This is a genomic window from Micromonospora sp. DT81.3 (genome assembly GCF_049847225.1).
In the GTDB taxonomy this organism is placed as follows: domain Bacteria; phylum Actinomycetota; class Actinomycetes; order Actinomycetales; family Microbacteriaceae; genus Microbacterium.
The window spans coordinates 87,619-108,215 of sequence record NZ_JBNCNY010000011.1 but is presented as its reverse complement, the minus strand read 5'-3'; the positions used below and the strand labels follow the sequence as shown (position 1 = coordinate 108,215).

22 protein-coding genes are annotated in these 20,597 nt (G+C 68.1%); 9 read left to right on the top strand and 13 right to left on the bottom strand.

Features of this window, described 5'->3' with window-relative positions:
- Window positions 1–554 precede the first annotated feature (554 nt).
- Window positions 555–1,958 carry a plasmid pRiA4b ORF-3 family protein gene (locus ACPW96_RS19890; protein ID WP_425885175.1) on the top strand — a complete coding sequence of 468 codons (1,404 nt, stop codon included), beginning with the start codon at window positions 555–557 and terminating at the stop codon, window positions 1,956–1,958.
- A gap of 129 nt (window positions 1,959–2,087) precedes the next feature.
- On the opposite strand, the gene ACPW96_RS19885 is transcribed toward ACPW96_RS19890, so the two are convergent.
- From ACPW96_RS19885 to ACPW96_RS19875, 3 genes are all read right to left on the bottom strand, one after another.
- Window positions 2,088–3,182: a hypothetical protein gene (locus tag ACPW96_RS19885; RefSeq protein WP_425885173.1), complete on the bottom strand. Its 1,095-nt coding sequence runs from the start codon at window positions 3,180–3,182 to the stop codon at window positions 2,088–2,090.
- 162 nt (window positions 3,183–3,344) lie between these two features.
- Window positions 3,345–3,839, bottom strand: a complete 495-nt coding sequence (locus ACPW96_RS19880; protein ID WP_425820964.1) for a hypothetical protein — start codon at window positions 3,837–3,839, stop codon at window positions 3,345–3,347.
- Window positions 3,840–3,993: 154 nt separating this feature from the next.
- Entirely contained in the window at window positions 3,994–4,845 is an 852-nt protein-coding gene (locus ACPW96_RS19875; protein ID WP_425885172.1) for a hypothetical protein, read from the bottom strand.
- Between the two features lie 126 nt (window positions 4,846–4,971).
- Here ACPW96_RS19875 and ACPW96_RS19870 point away from each other — a divergent pair, with 126 nt between their 5' ends.
- The gene (locus ACPW96_RS19870) at window positions 4,972–6,057 is read left to right on the top strand and encodes a hypothetical protein (protein WP_425885171.1); all 1,086 of its coding nucleotides are present in this window, start codon (window positions 4,972–4,974) and stop codon (window positions 6,055–6,057) included.
- 36 nt (window positions 6,058–6,093) lie between these two features.
- On the opposite strand, the gene ACPW96_RS19865 is transcribed toward ACPW96_RS19870, so the two are convergent.
- Window positions 6,094–6,759 (bottom strand): LuxR C-terminal-related transcriptional regulator, encoded by a 666-nt coding sequence (locus tag ACPW96_RS19865; protein ID WP_425885169.1) that lies wholly within the window; start codon window positions 6,757–6,759, stop codon window positions 6,094–6,096.
- A gap of 143 nt (window positions 6,760–6,902) precedes the next feature.
- On the opposite strand from ACPW96_RS19865, the gene ACPW96_RS19860 reads away from it, so the two are divergent.
- Both ACPW96_RS19860 and ACPW96_RS19855 read left to right on the top strand, forming a co-directional pair.
- Entirely contained in the window at window positions 6,903–7,190 is a 288-nt protein-coding gene (locus tag ACPW96_RS19860; protein ID WP_425820968.1) for a GlsB/YeaQ/YmgE family stress response membrane protein, read from the top strand.
- 22 nt (window positions 7,191–7,212) lie between these two features.
- Window positions 7,213–8,016, top strand: a complete 804-nt coding sequence (locus ACPW96_RS19855) for a DUF1206 domain-containing protein (protein WP_425885168.1) — start codon at window positions 7,213–7,215, stop codon at window positions 8,014–8,016.
- Between the two features lie 208 nt (window positions 8,017–8,224).
- Here ACPW96_RS19855 and ACPW96_RS19850 read toward each other — a convergent pair whose 3' ends face one another.
- Window positions 8,225–9,304 carry a ScyD/ScyE family protein gene (locus ACPW96_RS19850; protein WP_425885167.1) on the bottom strand — a complete coding sequence of 360 codons (1,080 nt, stop codon included), beginning with the start codon at window positions 9,302–9,304 and terminating at the stop codon, window positions 8,225–8,227.
- A gap of 228 nt (window positions 9,305–9,532) precedes the next feature.
- On the opposite strand from ACPW96_RS19850, the gene ACPW96_RS19845 reads away from it, so the two are divergent.
- Window positions 9,533–10,456 carry a S1C family serine protease gene (locus ACPW96_RS19845; RefSeq protein ID WP_425820971.1) on the top strand — a complete coding sequence of 308 codons (924 nt, stop codon included), beginning with the start codon at window positions 9,533–9,535 and terminating at the stop codon, window positions 10,454–10,456.
- Between the two features lie 76 nt (window positions 10,457–10,532).
- Entirely contained in the window at window positions 10,533–10,898 is a 366-nt protein-coding gene (locus ACPW96_RS19840; RefSeq protein WP_425820972.1) for a UBP-type zinc finger domain-containing protein, read from the top strand.
- A gap of 49 nt (window positions 10,899–10,947) precedes the next feature.
- On the opposite strand, the gene ACPW96_RS19835 is transcribed toward ACPW96_RS19840, so the two are convergent.
- Complete coding sequence (locus tag ACPW96_RS19835; RefSeq protein ID WP_425885165.1) at window positions 10,948–12,582, bottom strand: FAD-dependent oxidoreductase; 1,635 nt, start codon at window positions 12,580–12,582, stop codon at window positions 10,948–10,950.
- Window positions 12,583–12,716: 134 nt separating this feature from the next.
- On the opposite strand from ACPW96_RS19835, the gene ACPW96_RS19830 reads away from it, so the two are divergent.
- A complete protein-coding gene (locus ACPW96_RS19830; protein ID WP_425820974.1) occupies window positions 12,717–13,055 on the top strand; it encodes an ATP-dependent DNA ligase in 339 nt (112 codons plus the stop codon).
- Window positions 13,056–13,066: 11 nt separating this feature from the next.
- Here the strand turns inward: ACPW96_RS19830 and ACPW96_RS19825 are convergent, their stop codons facing one another.
- Window positions 13,067–13,396 (bottom strand): hypothetical protein, encoded by a 330-nt coding sequence (locus ACPW96_RS19825; RefSeq protein WP_425820975.1) that lies wholly within the window; start codon window positions 13,394–13,396, stop codon window positions 13,067–13,069.
- A 195-nt stretch (window positions 13,397–13,591) separates the two neighbouring features.
- Here ACPW96_RS19825 and ACPW96_RS19820 point away from each other — a divergent pair, with 195 nt between their 5' ends.
- A complete protein-coding gene (locus ACPW96_RS19820) occupies window positions 13,592–13,933 on the top strand; it encodes a hypothetical protein (protein WP_425885164.1) in 342 nt (113 codons plus the stop codon).
- Window positions 13,934–14,032: 99 nt separating this feature from the next.
- Here ACPW96_RS19820 and ACPW96_RS19815 read toward each other — a convergent pair whose 3' ends face one another.
- On the bottom strand, window positions 14,033–14,710 hold the full coding sequence (locus ACPW96_RS19815) for a DUF6766 family protein (RefSeq protein WP_425820977.1): 678 nt from the start codon (window positions 14,708–14,710) through the stop codon (window positions 14,033–14,035).
- A 301-nt stretch (window positions 14,711–15,011) separates the two neighbouring features.
- Here ACPW96_RS19815 and ACPW96_RS19810 point away from each other — a divergent pair, with 301 nt between their 5' ends.
- Window positions 15,012–15,359 carry a sugar ABC transporter ATPase gene (locus ACPW96_RS19810; protein WP_425820978.1) on the top strand — a complete coding sequence of 116 codons (348 nt, stop codon included), beginning with the start codon at window positions 15,012–15,014 and terminating at the stop codon, window positions 15,357–15,359.
- Window positions 15,360–15,437: 78 nt separating this feature from the next.
- Here ACPW96_RS19810 and ACPW96_RS19805 read toward each other — a convergent pair whose 3' ends face one another.
- From ACPW96_RS19805 to ACPW96_RS19785, 5 genes are all read right to left on the bottom strand, one after another.
- On the bottom strand, window positions 15,438–17,840 hold the full coding sequence (locus ACPW96_RS19805; RefSeq protein ID WP_425885162.1) for a polysaccharide lyase 8 family protein: 2,403 nt from the start codon (window positions 17,838–17,840) through the stop codon (window positions 15,438–15,440).
- A gap of 173 nt (window positions 17,841–18,013) precedes the next feature.
- A complete protein-coding gene (locus ACPW96_RS19800; RefSeq protein WP_425885160.1) occupies window positions 18,014–18,373 on the bottom strand; it encodes a histone-like nucleoid-structuring protein Lsr2 in 360 nt (119 codons plus the stop codon).
- 32 nt (window positions 18,374–18,405) lie between these two features.
- Window positions 18,406–19,272 carry a helix-turn-helix transcriptional regulator gene (locus tag ACPW96_RS19795; RefSeq protein WP_425885159.1) on the bottom strand — a complete coding sequence of 289 codons (867 nt, stop codon included), beginning with the start codon at window positions 19,270–19,272 and terminating at the stop codon, window positions 18,406–18,408.
- Window positions 19,273–19,432: 160 nt separating this feature from the next.
- Window positions 19,433–20,035 carry a DNA-3-methyladenine glycosylase I gene (locus ACPW96_RS19790; RefSeq protein ID WP_425885157.1) on the bottom strand — a complete coding sequence of 201 codons (603 nt, stop codon included), beginning with the start codon at window positions 20,033–20,035 and terminating at the stop codon, window positions 19,433–19,435.
- Window positions 20,032–20,547: a methylated-DNA--[protein]-cysteine S-methyltransferase gene (locus ACPW96_RS19785; RefSeq protein WP_425820983.1), complete on the bottom strand. Its 516-nt coding sequence runs from the start codon at window positions 20,545–20,547 to the stop codon at window positions 20,032–20,034. The genes ACPW96_RS19790 and ACPW96_RS19785 overlap by 4 nt, the downstream gene beginning before the upstream one ends.
- Window positions 20,548–20,597: the final 50 nt, after the last annotated feature.

The window sequence follows — 20,597 nt, the reverse complement described above, 5'->3', positions numbered from 1 at the left end:
CTTCCGGGGGTCAAGGAGGCCTCCCGCCCGTCCCGCTCCGGTCCTCCGACTCCCTAAATGGAAGGTCCAGCTATGCTCAGCACTCTGCGCAACAGTCGAGGCTTTTAGTCCGGCATACTGAGCATTATGCTCAAAATCACCATGATGGAATTTGCTCTCAAATGCTGATGAATGACGGCCCCCTCCAGAAGGCTCTGCTTGAGCGGCAGATCGGCCCATTTTTGCCCGCATTTTGCCCGCATCCCATTTGCCGGTGGCTGTTTTCGGACGTACCTCGATGTCGTCTGACTCTCGAAAATCCGCATAATTCCGCGGAACTTGCAGGTTCATGCGCCCATGCAAAATGCTCAAAACGTGTTCGAGTCCCTCCAGGGGCAACTGTAAACGTCCACCGACAACTGGGATCAAGATTCGTCATGGAACTGATGGCGACGGCGGGTTGCGCCGCCTTCACGAGCCACCTCCCCGCGATCTTCGCGCTTAGGGTGCTGTGCGGGCGAGGCCGTTCATCTGGCCGCCTCCTACGGGCTTGAGGCGCCGGGTAGCGTTGACGCGTGCCCGCACGCCGTTCACGCCGGATCCTCCGCCTACGCGTATCGATCGTGGGCATTCAACCGGAGATCTGGCGCACCATCGATGTCGACGACAGCCTGTCGCTCGCCGAGTTCCACATGGTGCTGCAGGTGGCCTTCAACTGGCTCGATTCGCACCTGCACCGCTTCTCCGAGGACGATCCGTGGGCGCGCAGCAACGGCATCCCGCGTATCGGACGGCAGCCTCGCGCGTGGGTCGATGCCTGGTCGCTGGCTGAGCTCGAACTCGAGGGCGAGGAGGATGAGGCGGAGACGACCATCGGCGAGGCGATGCAGCACGACGGACCGCTCTGGTACGTCTATGACTCGGGCGACAACTGGCTGCACCGCATCGATCTGATCGAGCGCGATGCCGCGAGAGCCGATGAGCCGCTCGCGCAGTTGATTTCAGGGGAGCGGCGCGCGCCTTTCGAGGACTCCGGCGGCATCACCGGCTACCAGGAGATCGCCGACATCCTTGCCGACCTCTCGCATCCCGAGCATCGGTCGACGAGGGCGTGGGTCGCCACGGCAGTCGGACCGTGGGGTGCAGACGATCTCGAGGATGCCGATCTGGACGGCGCGCGCGGCGAGCTCGCCTTGCTGTTCGGCCCGCCGGAAGCTGAACTCTCGGGGCTGGTGAATGCCGCCACCGGCGTCACAGCCGATTCGCCCATTGCCCGACTCGCCTCAGACCTCCCGGTGCCGTTGAGATCGAACCTCCGACGGCACGTACGGCGCGGTGGGCTGCTCGGGCCGAACCGGCTGCGCGATGGGGACGTCGCTGACAGCGTCAGGCCGTATGCATGGCTGATCGACCGCGTCGGGATCGAAGGGCTTACGTTGACGAAGGCAGGGTGGATGCCGCCCGCTGTGGTGCTCGACGGGATGACAGCCCTCGGCTGGCACGACGACTGGATCGGCGAGGCGAACCGCGAAGACCTCACTTATCCCATCCGGGAGTTGCGCGCGTCGGCCGAACGGATGCGCCTGATCCGCAACGTGAAGGGGCGCCTCCAGCTGGTCAGCCGCACACGCCCGGCGATCGGGCGACCGGCGCTGCTGGCCGAGCAGATTGCCCGGATGCTTCTTCGACAACGGATGACGGATGGCCAGCGCGTCGCCGGCACGATATTGGTCATCGGTCTGGCCGACGGGACAATCACCACGCGACGTGAGGCGGAGAGTCAGGTGATCGACATCCTCAATGAACTCGGATACATCGACCCGCAGGGTCGAGAACTCGACCGGCCCTGGTTCTCCTCGCTGACCGAGCCTGTCCTCGAGGTGCTTGACGCGCTCGGCCTTTGGCGTTCGGACGGCCGCCGCAGAGACGTCCCGCCTAGCGACGCCGTTCGGTTCATCGCCCGCCTCGCACTCAAGTAGCGAGTCCGAGTCGCCATCTTCACAATGGGGAAGTGTGGGTATCGAGCCACAGTTCGATGTCCCTCAGAGGCAGATCGGCGCGGCCGCCTTCTGGTGCATTCCGGCATAGACCTCTTCGCCGAACACCAACTACCCGCCGAAAACCCCCGCCGCGGGCACCCGGAAGTTGTCGCCCTCGTACGTCCACACATTGGACCACTGCGAGATCACCTTGTCGCGCTCGCTCGGGCTGGCCGTGTAGAAGTGGTGGAGGACGCTCGGGCTCCAGAAGCGCGCGACCGGCACCGTGTCGGGTTGCGTCGACGTCGCCGGGTATACGAAGTAGGCGACGCCCTCATAACTCCACACGTTCTGCCAGACGGAGATCACCTGGTCGCGCTCCGCAGGGTCCGCGGTGTAGAAGTGGCCGTTCAACGCCGCGCTCCAGAATCGGTACAGGGGTACCGTGCCAGGGACCTGGCTCTTGAAGGCGGTGTACCGCTCTCCCTCGTATGACCAGACGTTCGGCCAGCGGGAGATCACTGTGTCGCGCTCGACGGGGTCGGCCGTGTAGAAGTGGCCGTAATAGACCGAACTCCAGAACCGGTACACCGACACGGGAGTCGCTGAGACCTCCCGCGGCGGCACGTCGGCGCCGCGGTACTCGACGTGAAGGTGGTCGCAGGTGTCGTTGAAGCGGGTCCATCCGGTGGGCAGGGAGAAGTTCTGCCCGCAGTTGTACTGTCCCACGCCGGCGGGGACGGGCAGAACGCTCGCAAGCGAGCGGATCAATGCGACGTCCTGGGGTGTGGCGCCCGTTGAGGGCACGCCGTTCACCCGGACGATGTCGATAGCGTGACCACCGCCGTTCACGATGTGGTACTGCCACCAGATGGTGGGCTCGCTGCCCTCGCACCACCGGTTCAGGGAGCTGACCCGGATCGAGAAGCCATGATCGACCACGACCTTCTTCAGGGCATCGAGGAGGACGTCGTTGAGGTTGCACGGGCGATTGGTGAGGGGGTTCACGTACTCGTAGCCCTCGGCGTACGCCTCTACCTGCGACTGCGGAGACGACCACCCGAACGTCAACCGCCCGCTGGCGAGCAGCGCCTGCGCATTCGCCTGCGCCGCCGGATCCACCTCGGCGGCGCGTGCCGGCCGGGCCTGGCCGACGAGCACCGCCGCCAGCACAAGGAATACCAGCCCGAGTGCTGCGGTCCGGAACCGGATGGAGTGCTGCATACGAAATCCTTCTGTCCAGGACGAGCAACCATGGCGCCGGTCAAGACTCGGCTCGGCGGCTAAGGCGATAGCGACTCCAGAGCGAACCCTATCGACGGGGCGGGCGGGGGGTATGTAGGCCGTTTGGTGGACAGTACCAGCCCGGCGCCCCGTCCCGCGGGATCAATAGAACCGACTCATCGAGGCTGCGTGGATGCTCGAGTCCACGATGTCATGCCACCCGAGCGCGGCATCACCACTGGCGCTGTGGTGAGCGCCGACCGCCTCCAGGATGCGGTCGCGGAAGAGTTCCCCGTTCTCCCACCCCGTCACATCCAGGGTCACGACGTCGATGTCGCGCCCTCGCGTGCGCTCGAAACCGGCGTGCAGCCGGGTGGCAGCCTGGGCGGCAGTGCCCAGGCACGACCCCTCGGGAAGCGACCCGCCGTGGGTGTAAACCACGAAGAGATGCGCCATTCGCGGGTGGGCGGCGGAGTAGGCCCCCACCTCCTGGCACACCTTGCGGAGGGTCTTCTGGGCCGCGTGACGCGACCGTTCCCGTGAGAGATCGACTCCCCAGACGAGAGCCTGCGGTGACTCCGCACCGGATGCCTGGACGACGGCGAGCGGGCCGAGGATGGGCAGGTTGTCGCCCCGGACGATCAATGCTGCAGTCACGATGGTGCCTTTCGTTCGGCGTCGTACGCGCCGACCGGACTTTCCGACTCACCACGCTCCGCACGGCGATCGTGCGGAACCGAAACGACACTACGCCTCCCCGGCGACTCCACGGACGGCGGCACGCAAGATGCCGGATCTGGTCCGCGAAGCGTCAGCCGGCGTCGACTGTGCCGCGCAAGACCGGAGGACGATGGGCGATGGGACTTGCGAATGCCGTGTCCAACGGCGCAATGGACAGGCCGGGCACGAGGATGGAGGCGGGGCCGTCGAAGCCCTGGACGAAGACGGTCGTGAAACCGAGGGTCGCGGTGCCGGGACCGTCGGGCAGATGTCCGAGGAAGACGATTGTTCCGCGTCGCAGCTGGCCGGCGGCGATGCTCTCGCTCCACGAACTGCGGAACGGGTCCGCTTCCAGAGTCGTGCCGTCCTCGGCGCTGAGGGTCGCGTTGGCGTACAACGGGAGCGAGATCGTGTTGGCGAGTCGGTTCTGCACAGTCAGTTCCACGCGCGTGAAGTCCTTGGTGTGATCAATGCCCTCCACTGTGGTCACGACGCCACCGGAGTCCACGGTGACCGGGGCGTTCTGCAGCCGCGGGACGCCCTCCTGATCACCGGTGAGGAATCCGGTCAGAGTCGCGACACCGTAGCTGACCAGAGCACCGGTGAGCCCGACGACGGCGACGATGACCAGGACGGCGATCGCAACGGGGGCCCCACCGCCTCGGGGGCCGGCCGCACCGACCGGCCCCGGCGCCGTCGACCTCCGTCTTCCGGACCGCGCGACGACATACTCCCTTACGACCTCGCCCAGGGCGGCGACGACGGCGATGAGGGGAGCGGCGAGCCATGGCAGCCCCCACTGACCGGTCGCGAACTGGATGGTGACGCCGACCGCAAGGACGAGGAGGTTGACGACGATGCCGACGACGATGGATTTCCAGATGCGCACCCGACCATGCGCGCCGCCGCGCGGCTGCGGTGCGGGCGCGCTTCCATGCGACATGGACACACCTCGGTTCCAGCGGAGACTTGGAGTCCGCGGATGCTGCGGAGGTTGATGCCAGGGTACTCCTCACGGACCGGCGGATGCAGGACTGTTCGGTCGCTGGACCGAATGGTACTTTCGGGTGTGTCAGGCTTCTTCGGGCCGGTCCCGACCGCAGGCGACGAGGCCCCGCTCACGGTGACGGGGCCCTCGCAGGTGCCGTTGCACATCGCTCCGCGAGGAATGGTTTCCTTCGATGTCGCGAACCTGACCGTTCGTCCCGTCCGAGCTCGCGTCTCCGTCGATCCGATCGCCGGGGCCGAACTGTCGTGGTTCGACATCGAGGGTGGAACGCGACGCGACATTCCGGTGGGCGGCCAGGCGACGGTCGAGGTCAGCGTCCAGGTTCCAGGAGATGCGCCGCCCGGGACGGCGTCGTTCCGGTTCGTGGCGGCTCTCGAGGAGGACCCGAGCCAGGCGACGAAAAGCCCGACGGTCCAGTTCACGGTCCCGACGAGAGGTGACGGGACCCGGCGGTGGATCGTCGTCGTCCTGGCCGCGGCTCTGGCAGTAACTGTGGTGGCGGCCATCGGCATCCTGATCTTCGGCGTCATCCGTGACGACGACGAGCCTCCGGCGGCGGCTTCATCGCCCGCGGCGGCGTGGCTCGAGAACGGCGGGGCGGTCGCCATCGTGACGTGGGGAGACGGGTCCTGCACGCCCGCCCTCGGTGATTCGACGTTCTGGGACAGCAGATTCGTCGTGGAGCTCATGGACCCCGTGGGGGAGGAGTGCTCCGGCGAATCGGTTCCCCGCCCGACTCTCGCTCCGCTCACCGAGCCGCTGGCCCTGACGGAGGAACTCGAGATCGTGCTGGCGGGCGACTACGAAGGCGTCATCCGGCTGGCCGGTGACCCGGAGCCGCCGCCGGAGGTGGGCTTCGCGGAGCCCAGCGCCGGCTGGTATTCGCCCGACGGATTCGTACTCCTGACCTGGGGCAGCTCCAGCTGTCCACCCGAGGTCGCGTCGACCGAAGTCACCGCCGAGGACGAGGTGACAGTGGTCTTCGTGGCATCCGGGGAGTCCCCGTGCACGGCGGACCTCGCCCGGCGCGCGACGATCGCGGAGGTCGACGAAGCGGGTCTTGGCGACGGTCGTGTGACGGCGATCCTCCAAGGCGACGGCTCCGACGACATCGAGGTGCCCATCGCGGGAGTCCGCTGGGAGTAGGCGTCGTCGAGGGCCTCGACGCCGCTGAGGGCCGGCCTACGGCCCTCCGCGCCAGTGGTCGATCCGGTGGGTGTCGGGGGAGAAGCCGTGGCGCACTCCGTAGAGGACCGCCTGGGTGCGACTGGTGGCGCCGATCTTGCGATACACGGATCGCACGTAGGACTTGACGGTGTTCGGACTGAGGTACGTGAGGCGCGCGACATCCGCGTTGCTCTTGCCCTGAGTGATCAGCGCGAGGATCTCCGACTCCCGGTCGGTGATGCCATCCAGCCGCCCGGGCCAGTCGAGCCCGGGCGCGCTCGGCGCCCTGTTGCCCTGGTCGCTGATCACGACCTCACCGGCATGGACGGCCTCGATCGCGGCCACCAGCTGAGGGGCGGTGAGGGTCTTGGAGAGATAGCCGTGCACCCCGAGCCGGCGGGCGGATTCGATGAGCTCGGGATGGAAGTTCCACGTGTAGACGACCACGCGCCGGGCGCGCGGGTTCTTGATGAGCTCGGCGACTTCGTCGTGGTCGGACTCCGGCTGGGCGAAGGAGTCGTAGAGCACGACGTCGACCGAGTCGCTCATCGCCGCGTTCGCGTCTATTTCCGCAACCACCACGCGATCGCTGTACTCATCGAACAGGTGGGCAAGGCCTTTGAGGACGACGTCGTAGTCGTCCACGAGGGCCACCGTGATAGGTCGGTGCGGCGCGGGCATGCCCTCAGCATTACACCCCCAGGGGTGTGCCGGTACACCCGGAGGGGTGGTTCAGTCAGATGTCGCCACTTCGTGTGGCGGCCGGCGCCTCACCCGGTGCGTCGCAGTCATCCGCCCCTCGGGGCAATCACAGAGGAGCAATCATGCTCGGTCTCATCATCAGCATCATCATCGTCGGCCTCATCGCCGGCTTCGTCGCTCGCGCGGTGATCCCCGGCAAGCAGGACATGAGCATCCTCATGACGATCGTGCTCGGCATCGTCGGCTCGTTCGTCGGAGGCTTCCTCGGCTACCTGCTCTTCCAGAAGGATGCGACGGACGGCTTCTTCCAGCCCGCCGGCATCATCGGCTCCATCATCGGCGCGATCATCGTGCTGCTCGTCTACGGCTTCGTGAGGGGTCGCAGCGCCACCTCGCGCCGCCGCTCGTAGGCGTCCGACACCACTCGAGCTCATGAGCGGCGTCAGAAGCGCGGCGCGAGCCGCGCAGGACTCGACGGGCTTCCGCGTGACCGCGCGGATCGGGTACGTCGTGCTCGGCATCCTGCACATCGTCATCGGCCTGATCGCCATCTCGTTCGTCTCCGGGGGAGGGGGCGGGGAGGCGGATCAGGGCGGTGCGATGGAGCAGATCCAGAATGCTCCGATGGGGGTGCTGCTGCTGTGGCTGATCGCGCTCACGCTGTTCGCACTGGCGCTGTCGCAGATCGCCGAAGCGTTCCTGGAACGCAATCCCGACCCGAAGCGAAAGTGGGGGTACCGGCTCAAGTACCTCGGCACGGCTGCCATCTACATCGCGCTCGCGGCGACGGCGCTCGTGTACGCGCTGGGTGGGCGGTCCGACTCGTCGGAGTCATCCCAATCGTTCAGTGCGCAGCTGCTTGCCACCCCCGCCGGCGTCGTTCTGCTCGTCCTCGTGGGTCTGCTGGTCACGGGGATCGGCCTCGCCTTCATCGTGCGCGGTGCCACCCGCGCGTTCGAGAAGCACCTCGACCTGCCGGACGGAAAGGCCGGGAAGGGGATCGTCACGTTCGGGGTGTGCGGATACGTCGCCAAGGGCATCGCCATCGCGGTGACCGGCATCCTCTTTCTCGTCGCAGCGCTGACGCGCGATTCAGAGACCGCCGGGGGGCTGGATGCCGCGCTGCACAGCCTCGCGGGACTTCCGTTCGGCGCCCTCATCCTCTGGGTCGTCGGTGCGGGTCTCATCCTCTACGGGCTGTTCTGCTTCGCACGCGCGGCATTCGCCCGCATGTGAAAACCGGTCCGGCAGAAGCCCTCGAGCCCCGGGGGGAGGGCGACGGCTTCTGCCGGACCACATCCTCGCCGTCGCGTGCGGACAACATCGCGGCGCAGAAACAACACCGCGGCGCAGAAGCAACACCGCGGCGCAGAAACAACACCGCTGCGCGGATACAACAGCGCCCGGCCCGGCGGAAGCCGGGCCGGGCGCTGTGTCACTTGCCCTAGAACGGCAGGAGCACCACCTGACCGGCCGGTGGATCGCTGAGCGCGTTCACCGTCGCGTAGATCCCCTTCGTTCCCCACTCGACCGCGGCCCCCTGGGTCGCCTCACGGAACGGCACGGCCTCCGACGTGCCCTTCTTGATCACGCCGATGTGCGGGCCGAACAGCTGAGCGACGTAGATGTCGCCCCCAGGGGTGACGGCGAGGTCGGTCGCCGTCACAAGCCCCGACGCCACAGGAACGACCTTTCCGTTCAGCAGGTTCACCTTGACCACGGCGCCCCGTGCACCGAGCTCAGGGCCTTCCGGCCCACCGGGGAGCAGCGAGACGTACAGCCAGCCGTCTGGGCCCAGCTCGACATCCGTCGGCACCGGCTCGAAGTTGTACGTGTACCCGATCGCGCACTCCGGCAGGCCCAGCGCCAGGGCCGCCTCGTCGACGACGTAAGGCTGAGGCGGAAGGACGGCGAGCGTACGGACCTTGCCTGCGCGGTCGACCGTGAACAGGGCGTTCGACCCGGCGTCGGCGACGACGGTGCCGATCGGCGTGCCGAGTGTGGCATACGGGTGCGAGTCCTGGATGCCCGTGTAACTGCCGGGGATCTGCGCCGGCACCTGCGCGAGGCAGTCCGCCGGAAGATCGGTGAACCCGTACTGCGCCTTCGCATCCGGGTTCGCCTGATTCTCGTACGCACGGATGTCGGCGAGGTCGCTGACGTTGCCGTGCCGGTCGATCTTCTTCAGGTAGGACTCGACCGGCCCTATGTTCGGGTCGATGACCGTCTCGGTGAAGTACACCGTTCCGAGGAAGGCTGAGACACCCCCCACTTCGGCCCCGTTCTCGCTCGTGTACAGCGGCGTCTGGGTGCCGTCGCGGGCGATCTTCGTCAGCTGGCCGGCGAAGTTCTGCGTCACATAGATCGAGCCGCCGACGTCGACGGCGAGCTTGAGGGGTGACACCAGGTTCTCCGCGCGCACCTGCGGGGGCGGGGGAGCCGGCGCCGCGGTGGCGGCGGTGCCGGTGAGGGCGAGTGGGATCGCGAGAGCGATTCCGGCCGAGAGTGCGAGCGAACGCTTCATTGACATTCCTTCGACTAAGGGATGATGGGCGCGCGTCTATCGACATTCCGGCCCCCAGCACCCGGTGTGCTCTTTCGCGCGCATGCTATCGGTGCGGCCGCGGGCAATTCAAGATGCTTCCATCGAGGCGCCCGCCTGTGGACGGCGACTCGACGGACTTTCCCGCGCATGTCGTGCGCCCTGGGCGAACTCGGCCGCTGCCGGCTTCGGCGGTGCTGAGATGGTCGCATGGACTCCGAAGACGCCCTGGATGCCTACTCGGCCGCGGTCGTGCGGATCGTCGAGACGACGCTGCCCTCCGTCGCGGCCGTCTCCGTCCGTTCCGCCCGCGGCGCCGGTGCGGGCAGCGCATCCGTCATCTCGACCGACTCGCACCTGCTCACCAGCGCCCACGTCGTGGCGGGAGCCGACCGCGCGGAGGTGGCGTTCTCCGACGGCTCGGTGCTGCCCGCCCGCGTCGTCGGGAGCGACCCGCTCTCCGACCTCGCGGTGCTGCGCGCCGAGGGCTCCACGCCACCGCCCGTCCCCTGGGGTGACGCATCCAGGCTGCGAGTGGGTCAGCTCGTCGTCGCCCTCGGGAATCCGCTCGGGATGGCGGGGAGCGTGACGGCGGGCATCGTCTCTGCGCTGGGACGGGCGCTGCCGACGCAGGCGGGCCGGGTGGTCGACGAGGTCATCCAGACGGATGCGTCGCTGAACCCCGGCAGCAGCGGCGGAGTCCTCGCCGACAGCGCGGGCCGGATGGTCGGGGTGAACACGGCGGTGGCCGGGGTCGGTCTGGGGCTCGCCGTGCCGATCAACGCGACGACACGCGAGATCATCGACGCGCTGATGACCCGTGGCCGCGTTCGACGGGCGTGGCTCGGCGTCGCGGGCGCTCAGATCACGCTCAGTCCGGAACTCGCCGCACGCGTCGGATCGCGCACGGGCATGCAGGTGGCCTCGGTCGTTCCGGGAAGCCCGGCGGCGACCGCGGGGGCGCGACGAGGCGACATCGTGATCTCGGTCGACGGCACCCCCGTCACCAGTGCCACCGGCATCCAGAGGCTGATGGTCGAGCATGCGATCGGGCGCCGGATGGAGCTGACGGTGTGGCGCAACGGCGCCCTCGTGGACATCGTGGTGCAGCCGGAAGAGCTTCGGGTCCCGTAGCGCAGTCGTGCCCGGAGTCGGCCGGGTAGCATGGCGCAGGACACCGCCGGTGCGGGAATGCAAGCGGAGGGGCAGGATGCCGACCCAGGAGATCGACGTGACGGTGGCCCCCTCGGGCACGGGATGTCAGGAGTGCCTCGAACAGGGCAGTTGGTGGGTTCATCTGCGGCGGTGCGCGACGTGCGGGCACATCGGATGCTGCGACGACTCGCTGAACCGGCATGCCACCGCCCATTTCAGGGCGACGGGACACCGGTACATGCGCACCTTCGAACCTGACGAGTCGTGGTTCTGGGACTACGTCGAGAACAAGGGCTTCCTCGGCCCGGCGCTCGCGCCGCCGGAGAGCAGGCCGATCGACCAGCCAGCGCCCGGCCCCGCGGGTCGCGTCCCGGCGGACTGGCAGGACGTGCTGGAGAGGCGCAACGAAGCCGAGGGGTGAGAGCGGGGCGGAGGGCTGAGGCCGCCGGCCGTCTGCCGGAGGCGCCGGGTCAGCCGGCGAGCGCCCGGTGCACGGACGCGACGGCGCTCGAGCCCTCCCCGACGGCGGCGGCCACGCGCTTCATCGACCCTTGCCGCACGTCGCCCGCGGCGAACACACGAGGGATCGACGTCTCGAACGGCAGCGGCTCCCGCCCGAGTGCACCCCACGCACCGCCGAGGGCGCCGGCGGTTATGTCGCTGCCCGTTCGCAGGAACCCGTCGGGGTCGCGATCGAGGGTCTGCAGCCACGACGTGGCAGGCACCGCCCCGATGAAGCAGAACAGCCCACGCGCATCCACCTCTCCGACGCGGTCGATGCGCACGCTCTCAAGCGACGTGCCGCCGCCCAGCCCGACCACCTGCGACTGCGTGTGCACCTCGACCCGGGGATCCTCGACGAGGCGGTCGACGAGATAGGACGACATCCGGGTGCCGAGCTCCGAGCCCCGCACGACGAGCCGCACCGGGCAGCCGTTGGCGGCGAGATACAGCGCCGCCTGACCGGCCGAGTTCGCGCCGCCGACGACGACCACGGGGGAGTCGATCACCTGGCGCAGCTCGAGCTGGGTCGCGGCGTAGAAGATGCCGGCCCCCTCGAATTCCGACCACCGGTCGAGGGTGAGCGTGCGATACGCGGCCCCCGAGGTCACGATCGCGCTGCGTGCTCGCAGAACGCGGCCATCGCTGAGAGTCACATCGAGCTGATCGCCGGCGGGCTGCAGGCGCACCGCCTCGCACGGGGCATAGACCCGCACGCCGAACTTGAGGGCCTGCAGCGACGCCTGTCCGATCAGGTTGTCACCGCTGACCCCGAACGGGAAGCCGAGGAAGTTCTCGATCCGGGATGTCGCGGCGGCCTGCCCGCCGGGCGCGACGGCGTCGAGCAGCACCGTGCTCAGGCCCTCCGACGCGCCGTAGATCGCCGAAGCGAGACCGGCGGGACCCCCACCGACGACCACGAGATCGACGACCTCGTCGGCGTCGCCCTGGTAGCTCAGGCCGAGCCGGTCGGCGACGATGCCGGGAGTCGCCCGCAGCACCGGTTCGCCCTGGATGAACGCGACGGGGAGGTCGTCGGGCGTGAAGCCGTGCTCGCTGAGGTAGCCCAGCCGGCCGTCGTCGAGCTCCACCGACGAGTGCACCAGATCGAGCCGCTCGGCGAAGCGCCGGAGGAACATGAACTCGCGCGAGGAGTTCAGGCCGACGAGCTTGAGGGTCAGCGCGGCGGGCCCGCGGCGCAGCACCTCCCGGCGCGCCCACAGCGCGTGCAGGATGATGTCGCACAGCTCGTCGTCTTCGGCCATGATGCGGCGCAGGGCGGCCCGATCGACGCGCAGCACGCGGCCGGGTGACACGACCCGCGCCGACAGGAAGGCGCCCTGACCGTTCAGCAGGCCCAGTTCGCCGACGAACGAGTGGGCACCCATTCGCGCGAGGACCGCCTCCTCGACCCAGCCGAGCGAGTCGCGCACGACCTCGACCTCAGCGGAGTCGACCAGGATCAGGTCGTAGTCCGCGTCACCCGAGCGGAAGAGATAGTGGTCGGTATCGACATCCTCCGGGACGCCGAAGGCGACCAGGCGCGCCCACTGGGCATCGGTGAGCGGGGGATTCTGGACCGGGTCGAGGCTGCTCGGCTGCACGACTCCGAGGCTACCAAGGCCGCCCGTGGGCGGGGCTGTGCGGTCGATATCGTCTGCGCTCGACCTCTGTCAATCCCCGAGCGCTCCCGGCGCGCGTGGCGCACCATCGATCTTTTGAACGCAAGGGGTCGAGGTTGGGCAAATTCCTGTACGACGGCATCGTGAAGGTCGATTTCGAGGATCGACTGCTCGCCCACCTGCACCTGGTGATCGGCTCGAAGATGCGGCGCGGTGAGTCGTTCCACTTCTCGTGGAAGGACGATACGAGCATCGGCGACGGGCGCACCACCGTCTGGATCCACCCGCGCTGCTCCCTGGTGTACAAGTACTACGGCAGCAGAACGCCCGCGCTGAATCGCGCATGGATCGACGCCCTGGTGCACGCGGCGAACTCGCCCTCGGGCCTGTATGCCCTACCCGAGCCCGCCCCGTACGCGGCGGTGGAGCGGCAGGAGCCGGATGCGATGACCTGAGGTGTCCGCGCTCAGTACTCCTCGAGGAAGGCGAGCTCGAGAGGGTCGTCGGGCCGGGACGGAGGGGGCGCGTTCAGCATGCGCGTGCGGGAGCGCATGTACTCGACCGCCTCATCGTTGTCGGGTTCCGGGATGGATGACGTGGTGGTCTCGGCCATGATGACGACGCCCGCGTCGAGCACGAAGGTCGCCTCGACATCCGCTCCGTCCGCCCCGTAGGCGGAGAGCGTGACGGTGTCGGCAGTGGCGTGAGCGGCGACGGCAGCCGCATACTCCGTCAGCGCGTCGGCGGCGGCGTCGCCGACGAGCAGGGACTTCTGCGCGTAGGTGATGTGCTTCATGCCGAGAGGATAAATCGCGTCGCGAGCGGCGCGTGCATCCCTTGACGGATGCCGACTCCGACGCTAGCCGACGCCTGTGCCCGATGTCGATGGCACGGCCCACTCCTCTTAACAGGCACACGGACGGGTGTTAAGATTCAGGAGACCCCAGACCCCGGTCGAGCGTTCGTCCTTCGCCGATGAGAGGTCGGGGTCATGAAGCTTCTGGAAACAGCGCACGGTTACTTCGAGACGGGTACCGAGATCGCGGATGCCGTTCTCCGGCGTCATGAGGAACGGTCAGCCGCCTTCCAGGTCGATTCGGTCGTCGTGCCGTTCCGCGACGGCATGGGCGTTCTCGGAAGCGCTCGCATCATGGTCGGCAGGCCGTACACGATCGGCTCAGCAGCCGTGCCGTCGGAGCTGCCCGAACTCAAGGACCCCGACGCGCTGGCCCGCATCCTGGACGACACGGAGGACGACCCGTTCGACGAGATCGCCTGTATCAGTGCGGAGCTCGACCGGCTGGAGCTGCCCGCCGAGGTATGCGCACCGTGAAGCGGATCGACGTTCACGACGGCGGAGAGCTCATCACGCTCATTCCGGTGCCCGACCCTACGGCGGAGATTGGGGAAACGCCCTAGGGCCGGGCACCATTCACTCGGACTCGACCGCCGTCGCCTCGTGCGGCGCTCCGACCGGCTTGGACTCGGCGGACCCCCGCTGGCGCAGGTAGATCGAGAGCGCGACCATCGATCCGACGGCGAGGAACTCCGACTGCCAGTTCTGCAGCGTGCGGTTCCAGAAGTCGGGATTGACGAGGTACTGCGCCCAGGAGATGACGGATGCGCCGTGCTCGAGCTGCTCCTGGTTGTAGACCACCACGCCGGCGATCGATTGCACGAGCCAGGACGCCAGAAACACGGCTCCCATGACGAACAGCAGCGAATTGGAGTAGACGAAGTTGCGCCAGTCCGTCGCTTGAGCCCACTTGGGTGAGTCGGGTCGGGCGTGCTCTCCGACCATCTCGCTCTTGTCATCGCCGACGCCCGCGTCCTCCACCTTCTTGGATTCCGGTGAACCCCTCTCGACGAGCCAGACGGTGGCCAGGATGAACAGGAAGAACTGCAGATACTCGGACTGCCAGTTCTCGGCCACGTCGACGACGAACTCGGACGACGTGATGAAGTCGAGGTACGAGACCGGCGCGGCCCCGTGTGAGAGCTGCTCCTCGTTGAAGACGAAGAGGCCGGCGATCGACTGCCCGAGGAGGGCGAGCAGGAAGATCGTCCCGAAGAAGATGCTGAGCCCGTGCTCCTTGATGCCCTTGAGCATGAGTCAGCGCCCCGACAGCGCGATGACGAACATGTAGGCGAGACCCAGGACGATCACGCCCATCCAGAACCCGAACACGATGCGCATGCCACGACGATAGGCACCCTCCGTGCTGCGTCGCGCTGGCCTTGACGCGCGGGCCGGAGTGGGCTAATCGGTTCCCCGGGTGCAGCGGCCGCCTCCGGATCATGGCACCGCACGCAGGGTCGGTCAAGCCCCTCCGCGCCGCCAACCGTCCGCGTAGCGTCAAGTGGCGCGGTCACGCCATGACGCGTTCCGCGACGTCCACGAGAGGAGCACCATGACGAGCACACCCGAGGAAGGCCGGTCGACGGGCATCGCCGAGTCGGAATCCGACATCCAGCCCCTGCGCGACGGCGACACGTCGATCGAGCCGGATGCCGCGGAGGACCCGGCGCAGGCGGAGTGGGACCGCACGACCCTGCTCGATGCCGGCGTGCCGCCGGAGGACCTGGCGGGAACGACCGCCACCGGCGACGACCCGGATGAGATTCCTGACGAGGACGATGAGATCCCCTCCTACGACCTCCCGACCGATGCCGAACAGCCCGAGAGCCAGGGCCTGGATCCGGTGATCGCCGACCTCGGCGAGGAAGGCGAGGGCGACCTCTCCCCGAACGACTACTGATCTGCGCGCCGCGATGGGACATCGTTCCCCGGCGGCCGGGTCCGACTTCTCGGTGGGCCCGGTCGCGACGGGTGCGCGTCAGTACCCGAGTTTCACCGCAAAAGGTGCACCCGCTGCGCCGGCGGTCGCGACCTCGATGATGACCGTCGGTGACAACTGCACGACCCGCACACCGGGAGATGCCGACAGGACCGACTTGGCTGGTCGGTTCAGCGTGACGGTCAGCCCGGCGGTGTTCGCCTGGGTCGGATCCGTGACGGTCAGCGAGATGCCGGATGCCGTCGCCTCCGTCATGACGACTGCCTTTCGGGACGCCGACAGGAAGTTCACCCCCCCTACCTTGACGGTCGCCGGTGCATCTTTCCAGAACACGGCGCCGACGGCGTTCAGCTTCGTCTCCTTGACGGCCGAGACAGCCGTCGTGTTCGTGAGCACAATCGTCTCCGGCGCGGCGGCGTAGGACTGCGTCCGAGCAGTGGACGCGTTCGGCAGCACGACATAGGAGTACGTCGCATTGCTCGGCGCGACGCCGTGGTTCACCCAGAGTGCGAAATACGAGTCGGTCCGCTTCTGCGTCGACCCGGTCTTCGCATTGATATCGAACCACGATCCGGCGTTCGAGGTCTTCGCCGCTCGCAGCGATTCAGCGCCGGGAAAGGTGTAGCCGATCTGCCCGCGGCTCCCGGAAAGCTGTGCCCAGCGGGGATTGCTGAACGAGATGGCCGTCGCGGAGGTGATGCCCTTACCGTCGACAGTGAGCTTCTGATCGGCCGCCTCGAGCCGGCGGTTGTCGATGATCGACTCGACGTGCACCGGGGTGGTGTCCCATCCGGTGCCCGACAGCGCGGGGTCGTTGATGCCCGAACCGAGGGCCACTATCTCGTTGTCGAAGCTGAACCACGCCTTGTTGGCAAGCAGGTTCGTCTGTGCGCCGTCGAGGATCATTCCGAATGCGCCCGCTGTGCCTGATGCGGATGACAGGCCGCCGGCGAAGTTCTGCCGGCTGAGGTAGTTGCGCCCGTCGTTCACCCCCTTCTTGCGGGTGTCCACGGTTGTGCCGGGGAGGCGGTAGCGATTGACCGTGGCCCAGTAATTGCCCGTGTATTGCGCCGTGTCGTCGGTGTAGAGATACGTCATGCCGTCGCCGGTGTACCAGGCCTTCTGGTTTTCACCCGTGTTAGCCGTTTCGAAGTTGGTGATCCGCGAGCTGGAACCGCTCACCGCGAAGTCGTATGTCTTCGCCCTGTGCACGAACCTGTCCATGGACGAGAAGGCGAAGGCGCCGACCGGCGTCGTACCGGGCACGACGGCGGGGTCGTTCAGCACGGCGGCGGCGAGCTCGAGATCGTAGATCGAGCTGGATGCCTGATAGGCCGGCAGTTCGGCATCCAGCAGCAGTCGCTTGAGGCCCGATCGCAGCTGGCGCGCCACGGTGTCCGGCGCGGACTCTGCGAGCAGCGCGATGGCCCTGATGGTCGTCGATCCAGCGTCGCGATCCTGGTTGTACTCGCGCGAGATCTCCCGCCCGCGCACGCTGTCCATCTTGACGCCGTCGGTCAGGAACGGCGCGTGGGTGACCCGCACCGCATTGTAGATGTTCATGGTCGCCGGGTCGGTCACCTCCCACGGGGACCCCTCGAACAGGTACATGACCTGGCTCACCAGGCGCAGGGCGGAGGTGCCGTAGCCGCCCGCGTACGGGACAGTCGAGTGCTGGATGAAGCCGCCTCGTTCGTAGTACCCGTCACCGGTGGTGACGAACTGCATCACGGGCACGATGCCCTTCTGAGCCTGGGTGGTCATGGCGGGGTCCTTGGCGATGACGCCGCGCAGGGCTACGACCATCACGGACCATGCCCGGTTGGCGCCGGTGGAGTACGGCCCGCTCGTGTAGACGCCGGGAAGGAACCGCGTCTGTGCGGCGATATAGCTCTGGATGCGGGTGGAGCCGAGCTTGTCGTACAGCAGGACGGTGATGTCGTTCAGCTCGAGCGGGATACCGAGTGCCCAGTACCAGGTGTTCGTGTCGCGTACGGTCTGCGTGTTGTAGCGGTTCGCACTCAGCCAATCCAGTCCTACGAGGAGGGAGGCGAGAAGGTCGGGGTTCCCCCTCAGGGCGGATCCCTTCGTCGCGTACGCCACGGTCATCTCCTGCAGGCGAATGTATGACTCATGGGTGTCGGCCACGCTCGTCGCCGAAGAGAGATCGGCCCAGAGCTCGGCCTGGGGCGTGCGGTCCATCGCGTCCCAATGCTCGCGAGCCGTCGCCGTGACGCGAGCCACGGCGTCGGCGTACGGTTGCGCTGCCGGGTCGAAGTCCGCACCGCCGGTCAGGTAGTCGGCCCACCGCTGGCGGGCATCGGCGAACGAGTCAGCGGCGTGGACTCGTGGCGGCGACCAAGGGAACACCGATGAGGACACGACGCCCAGGAGGACGACGGCGAGCAGGGCGCGCATCAGCGGGTGGTGAGAACGGATCACGGATGCTTCGCTTTCGGTCGTCGCCGGGGGGCGGTGCAAGTGGATGCAGAGGCAGGCCCTGCCCAGTCACGGTAGCGGTTCCCGGCGGCGCCTTGGTTTCGGCGAGGTATCAGACGTGAGAAGGTGCGACGACGTGCACACGACCCTCAGCGGCGGCGCCGCGGAGGCGTCGATCAGTGAGCGGCCTCATACGCCTCGACGACGGCGGCCGGCACCCGGCCGCGCTCCGACACCTGGTACCCGTTGTCCCTGGCCCAAGCCCGGATGGCGGAGTAGTCCTCCTGGCCGGGGCGGCGACGCTTTCGCCCACCCGCGTTGGACGCGCCCGAAGAACCGGAACGCCCGCTGGATACGGACCGGCCGGCCCCGACGTACGGGGCGAGCGCGTCGCGGAGCGCGGCGGCGTTCGCGTCGGTCAGGTCGATCTCGTAGGCGGTCCCATCGAGCGCGAAGTAGATGGTCTCACCCGATCCGACCTCGAGGACGGTGCCGTCGATGTCGTCGACGAGCTGATGAACAATCTTTCGGGCCATGGCGCCACACTACCCACGGCCCCAGGCGTTGGCTACGGGAGCAGACCCGCGCGGCGCGCCCGCGCCACGGCCGCGTGGCGAGTGGATGCCTCGAGCTTCGCCATCGCGGAACCGAGGTATGCCTTCACCGTTCCCTCGCGCAGCTCCAGGGTCGCGGCGATCTGGGCGTTTGTGGCGCCGAGCGCCGCGCACGCCAGCACGTCGATCTCCCGGGGCGACAGCCGCACGTCGAGGAACGGCCCGGTCGTCGGGTGCTCTTCGCCGGAGAGTGCGGCCAGGCGCCGTTCGAGCTTCTCCAGCCGCTCGCGCAGCGCGGCATCCTGAACGCTCGCGGCGATGCCCCGCAGCTCGGCGTAGCTCTCGCGGAGCTCTTCTCGCTGCGATGCGGGTAGAGGGCCGGATGCCGGAGGCACCGCGGTCGCCATCGAGTCCACGCGCCGGCGCACCTCGTCGCGGATCCGCAGTTCGGCGGCCAGGGCGTCGGCGACGTGGAACGCGGGGGCGGCGACGACGTCGCCGACGTTCGCGGAGTCCCATGACCCGCCGTAGAGCACTCCTCGGGTGACGCCGTCGACGACGACAGGGACGGCCAGCAGCGTCGTGATGCCCTCACCGAGCACGTGCACGTCGTAGTCGTGGGTGATGTGCCGGGCCGTGCGGTAGTCCGGGGTCATCCGCGGCCGCAGCTCCGTCATGGCCTTGCCCCCGAGACCCCTGTCGCGGCGCACGGTCAAGCCGTCGAGGCTTCGCGTCCTGGTGCCGACCACCGAGCTGATGCGTACGGCCCCATCGACCTCGAGTCCGCCGAACGCGACGGGAAAACGCGTGCGCTTCGCGATCTCGCGCACGGCCCCGGCTACGAGCTGGGTGTCGGTTTCTGCCGTGTCGACGCTGAACAAGCCACTACCTACTCTCGGGGGTGCCATCGCCCCTCGGCCGTTTCGTAGCGTCGACCATACCACCGGCCCGCGGGCGGTCCGGGGTGGCCGGCGGGAGGCGCGCGGGCGCCGCATCCCATCCGTGGGATCCGCTCGGGCGGGCTCGCGGCCCGCGGACGGCCTACACGTCCGCGGGCCACACCCCGCTCGACCCGCGCCGGTGACTTCCCACCAGGTGCGTGTCGACGATCCCCGTCGCCTCCATCAGTGCGAACGCCGTGGTGGGGCCGACGAAGCGGAATCCGCGGCGCTTGAGCTCCTTCGCCAAGGCGACGGACTCCGCCGACGAGGAGGGGATGTCGGCCAGCCGCTCGGGCCTGAGCGGTTCGGCCGGCTGGAAGCCCCACACCAGCTCCGGCAGCCCTCCCTCCTCCCGCAGGGCGATGGTGGCCCGTGCGTTGCCGATCGTCGCCACGATCTTCGCGCGATTGCGGATGATCCCGTGGTCGAGCAGCAGGCGCTCGACGTCGGACTCGTCGAAGGCCGCCACCGCGTCCGGATCGAAGCCGGCGAATGCGGCGCGGAAGCCCGGGCGCTTGCGCAGCACGATCGCCCAGGACAGCCCGGACTGGAAGGCCTCGAGGCTCAGGCGTTCGAACAATCCGTGCTCGTCGCGTACGGGCATGCCCCACTCCGAGTCGTAGTACTCGCGCATCATCGGATCGGTCGCCGCCCACACCGGGCGGGCGAGACCGTCGTCGCCGACGATCAGCTCTGTCGTCATCGGGGGAGCCCTCCGGGGTTCTCGTGCTCGATCAAAAATCGTTTCACATCGGGCCGCGCGCCGTATTCCCCGATCGTCCCGTCGGAGCGCACCACACGGTGCACGGGAACCACCAGTGAGAACGGGCTCAGTCGGCACGCCGTGCCGACCGCCCGCGCGGCGCCGGGTCGGCCTGCGGTGATCGCCACCTCTCCGTAGCTGGCCGTCTCGCCGTACGGGATGTCGCAGATCGCCTGCAGCGCGTCGCGGTGGAACCCCCGGGTCAGACTCCAGTCGAGTGGGATGTCGAAGTCGCGGCGCGCGCCCTCGAAGTATTCATCGAGCTGCGCGATCACGGATGCCGCGGCCTGCGGATCGAGAGCCGGCATCTCGCCGAGCTCGTGCGAGAGTCCGGCGAGCTCCGCCTCGACGTCGCGTTCGCCGAGCCGTAGGGCGATCATGCCCGTGTCGGTGAACGCCATCAGCGCCTGCCCGACGGGGGTTTCCGTGACCGCGTAGCGGGAATTCGTCATCCCCCTATCATCACGGTGGCGTGGGCCCCGGACCGTGTCGCGCTGCCTGC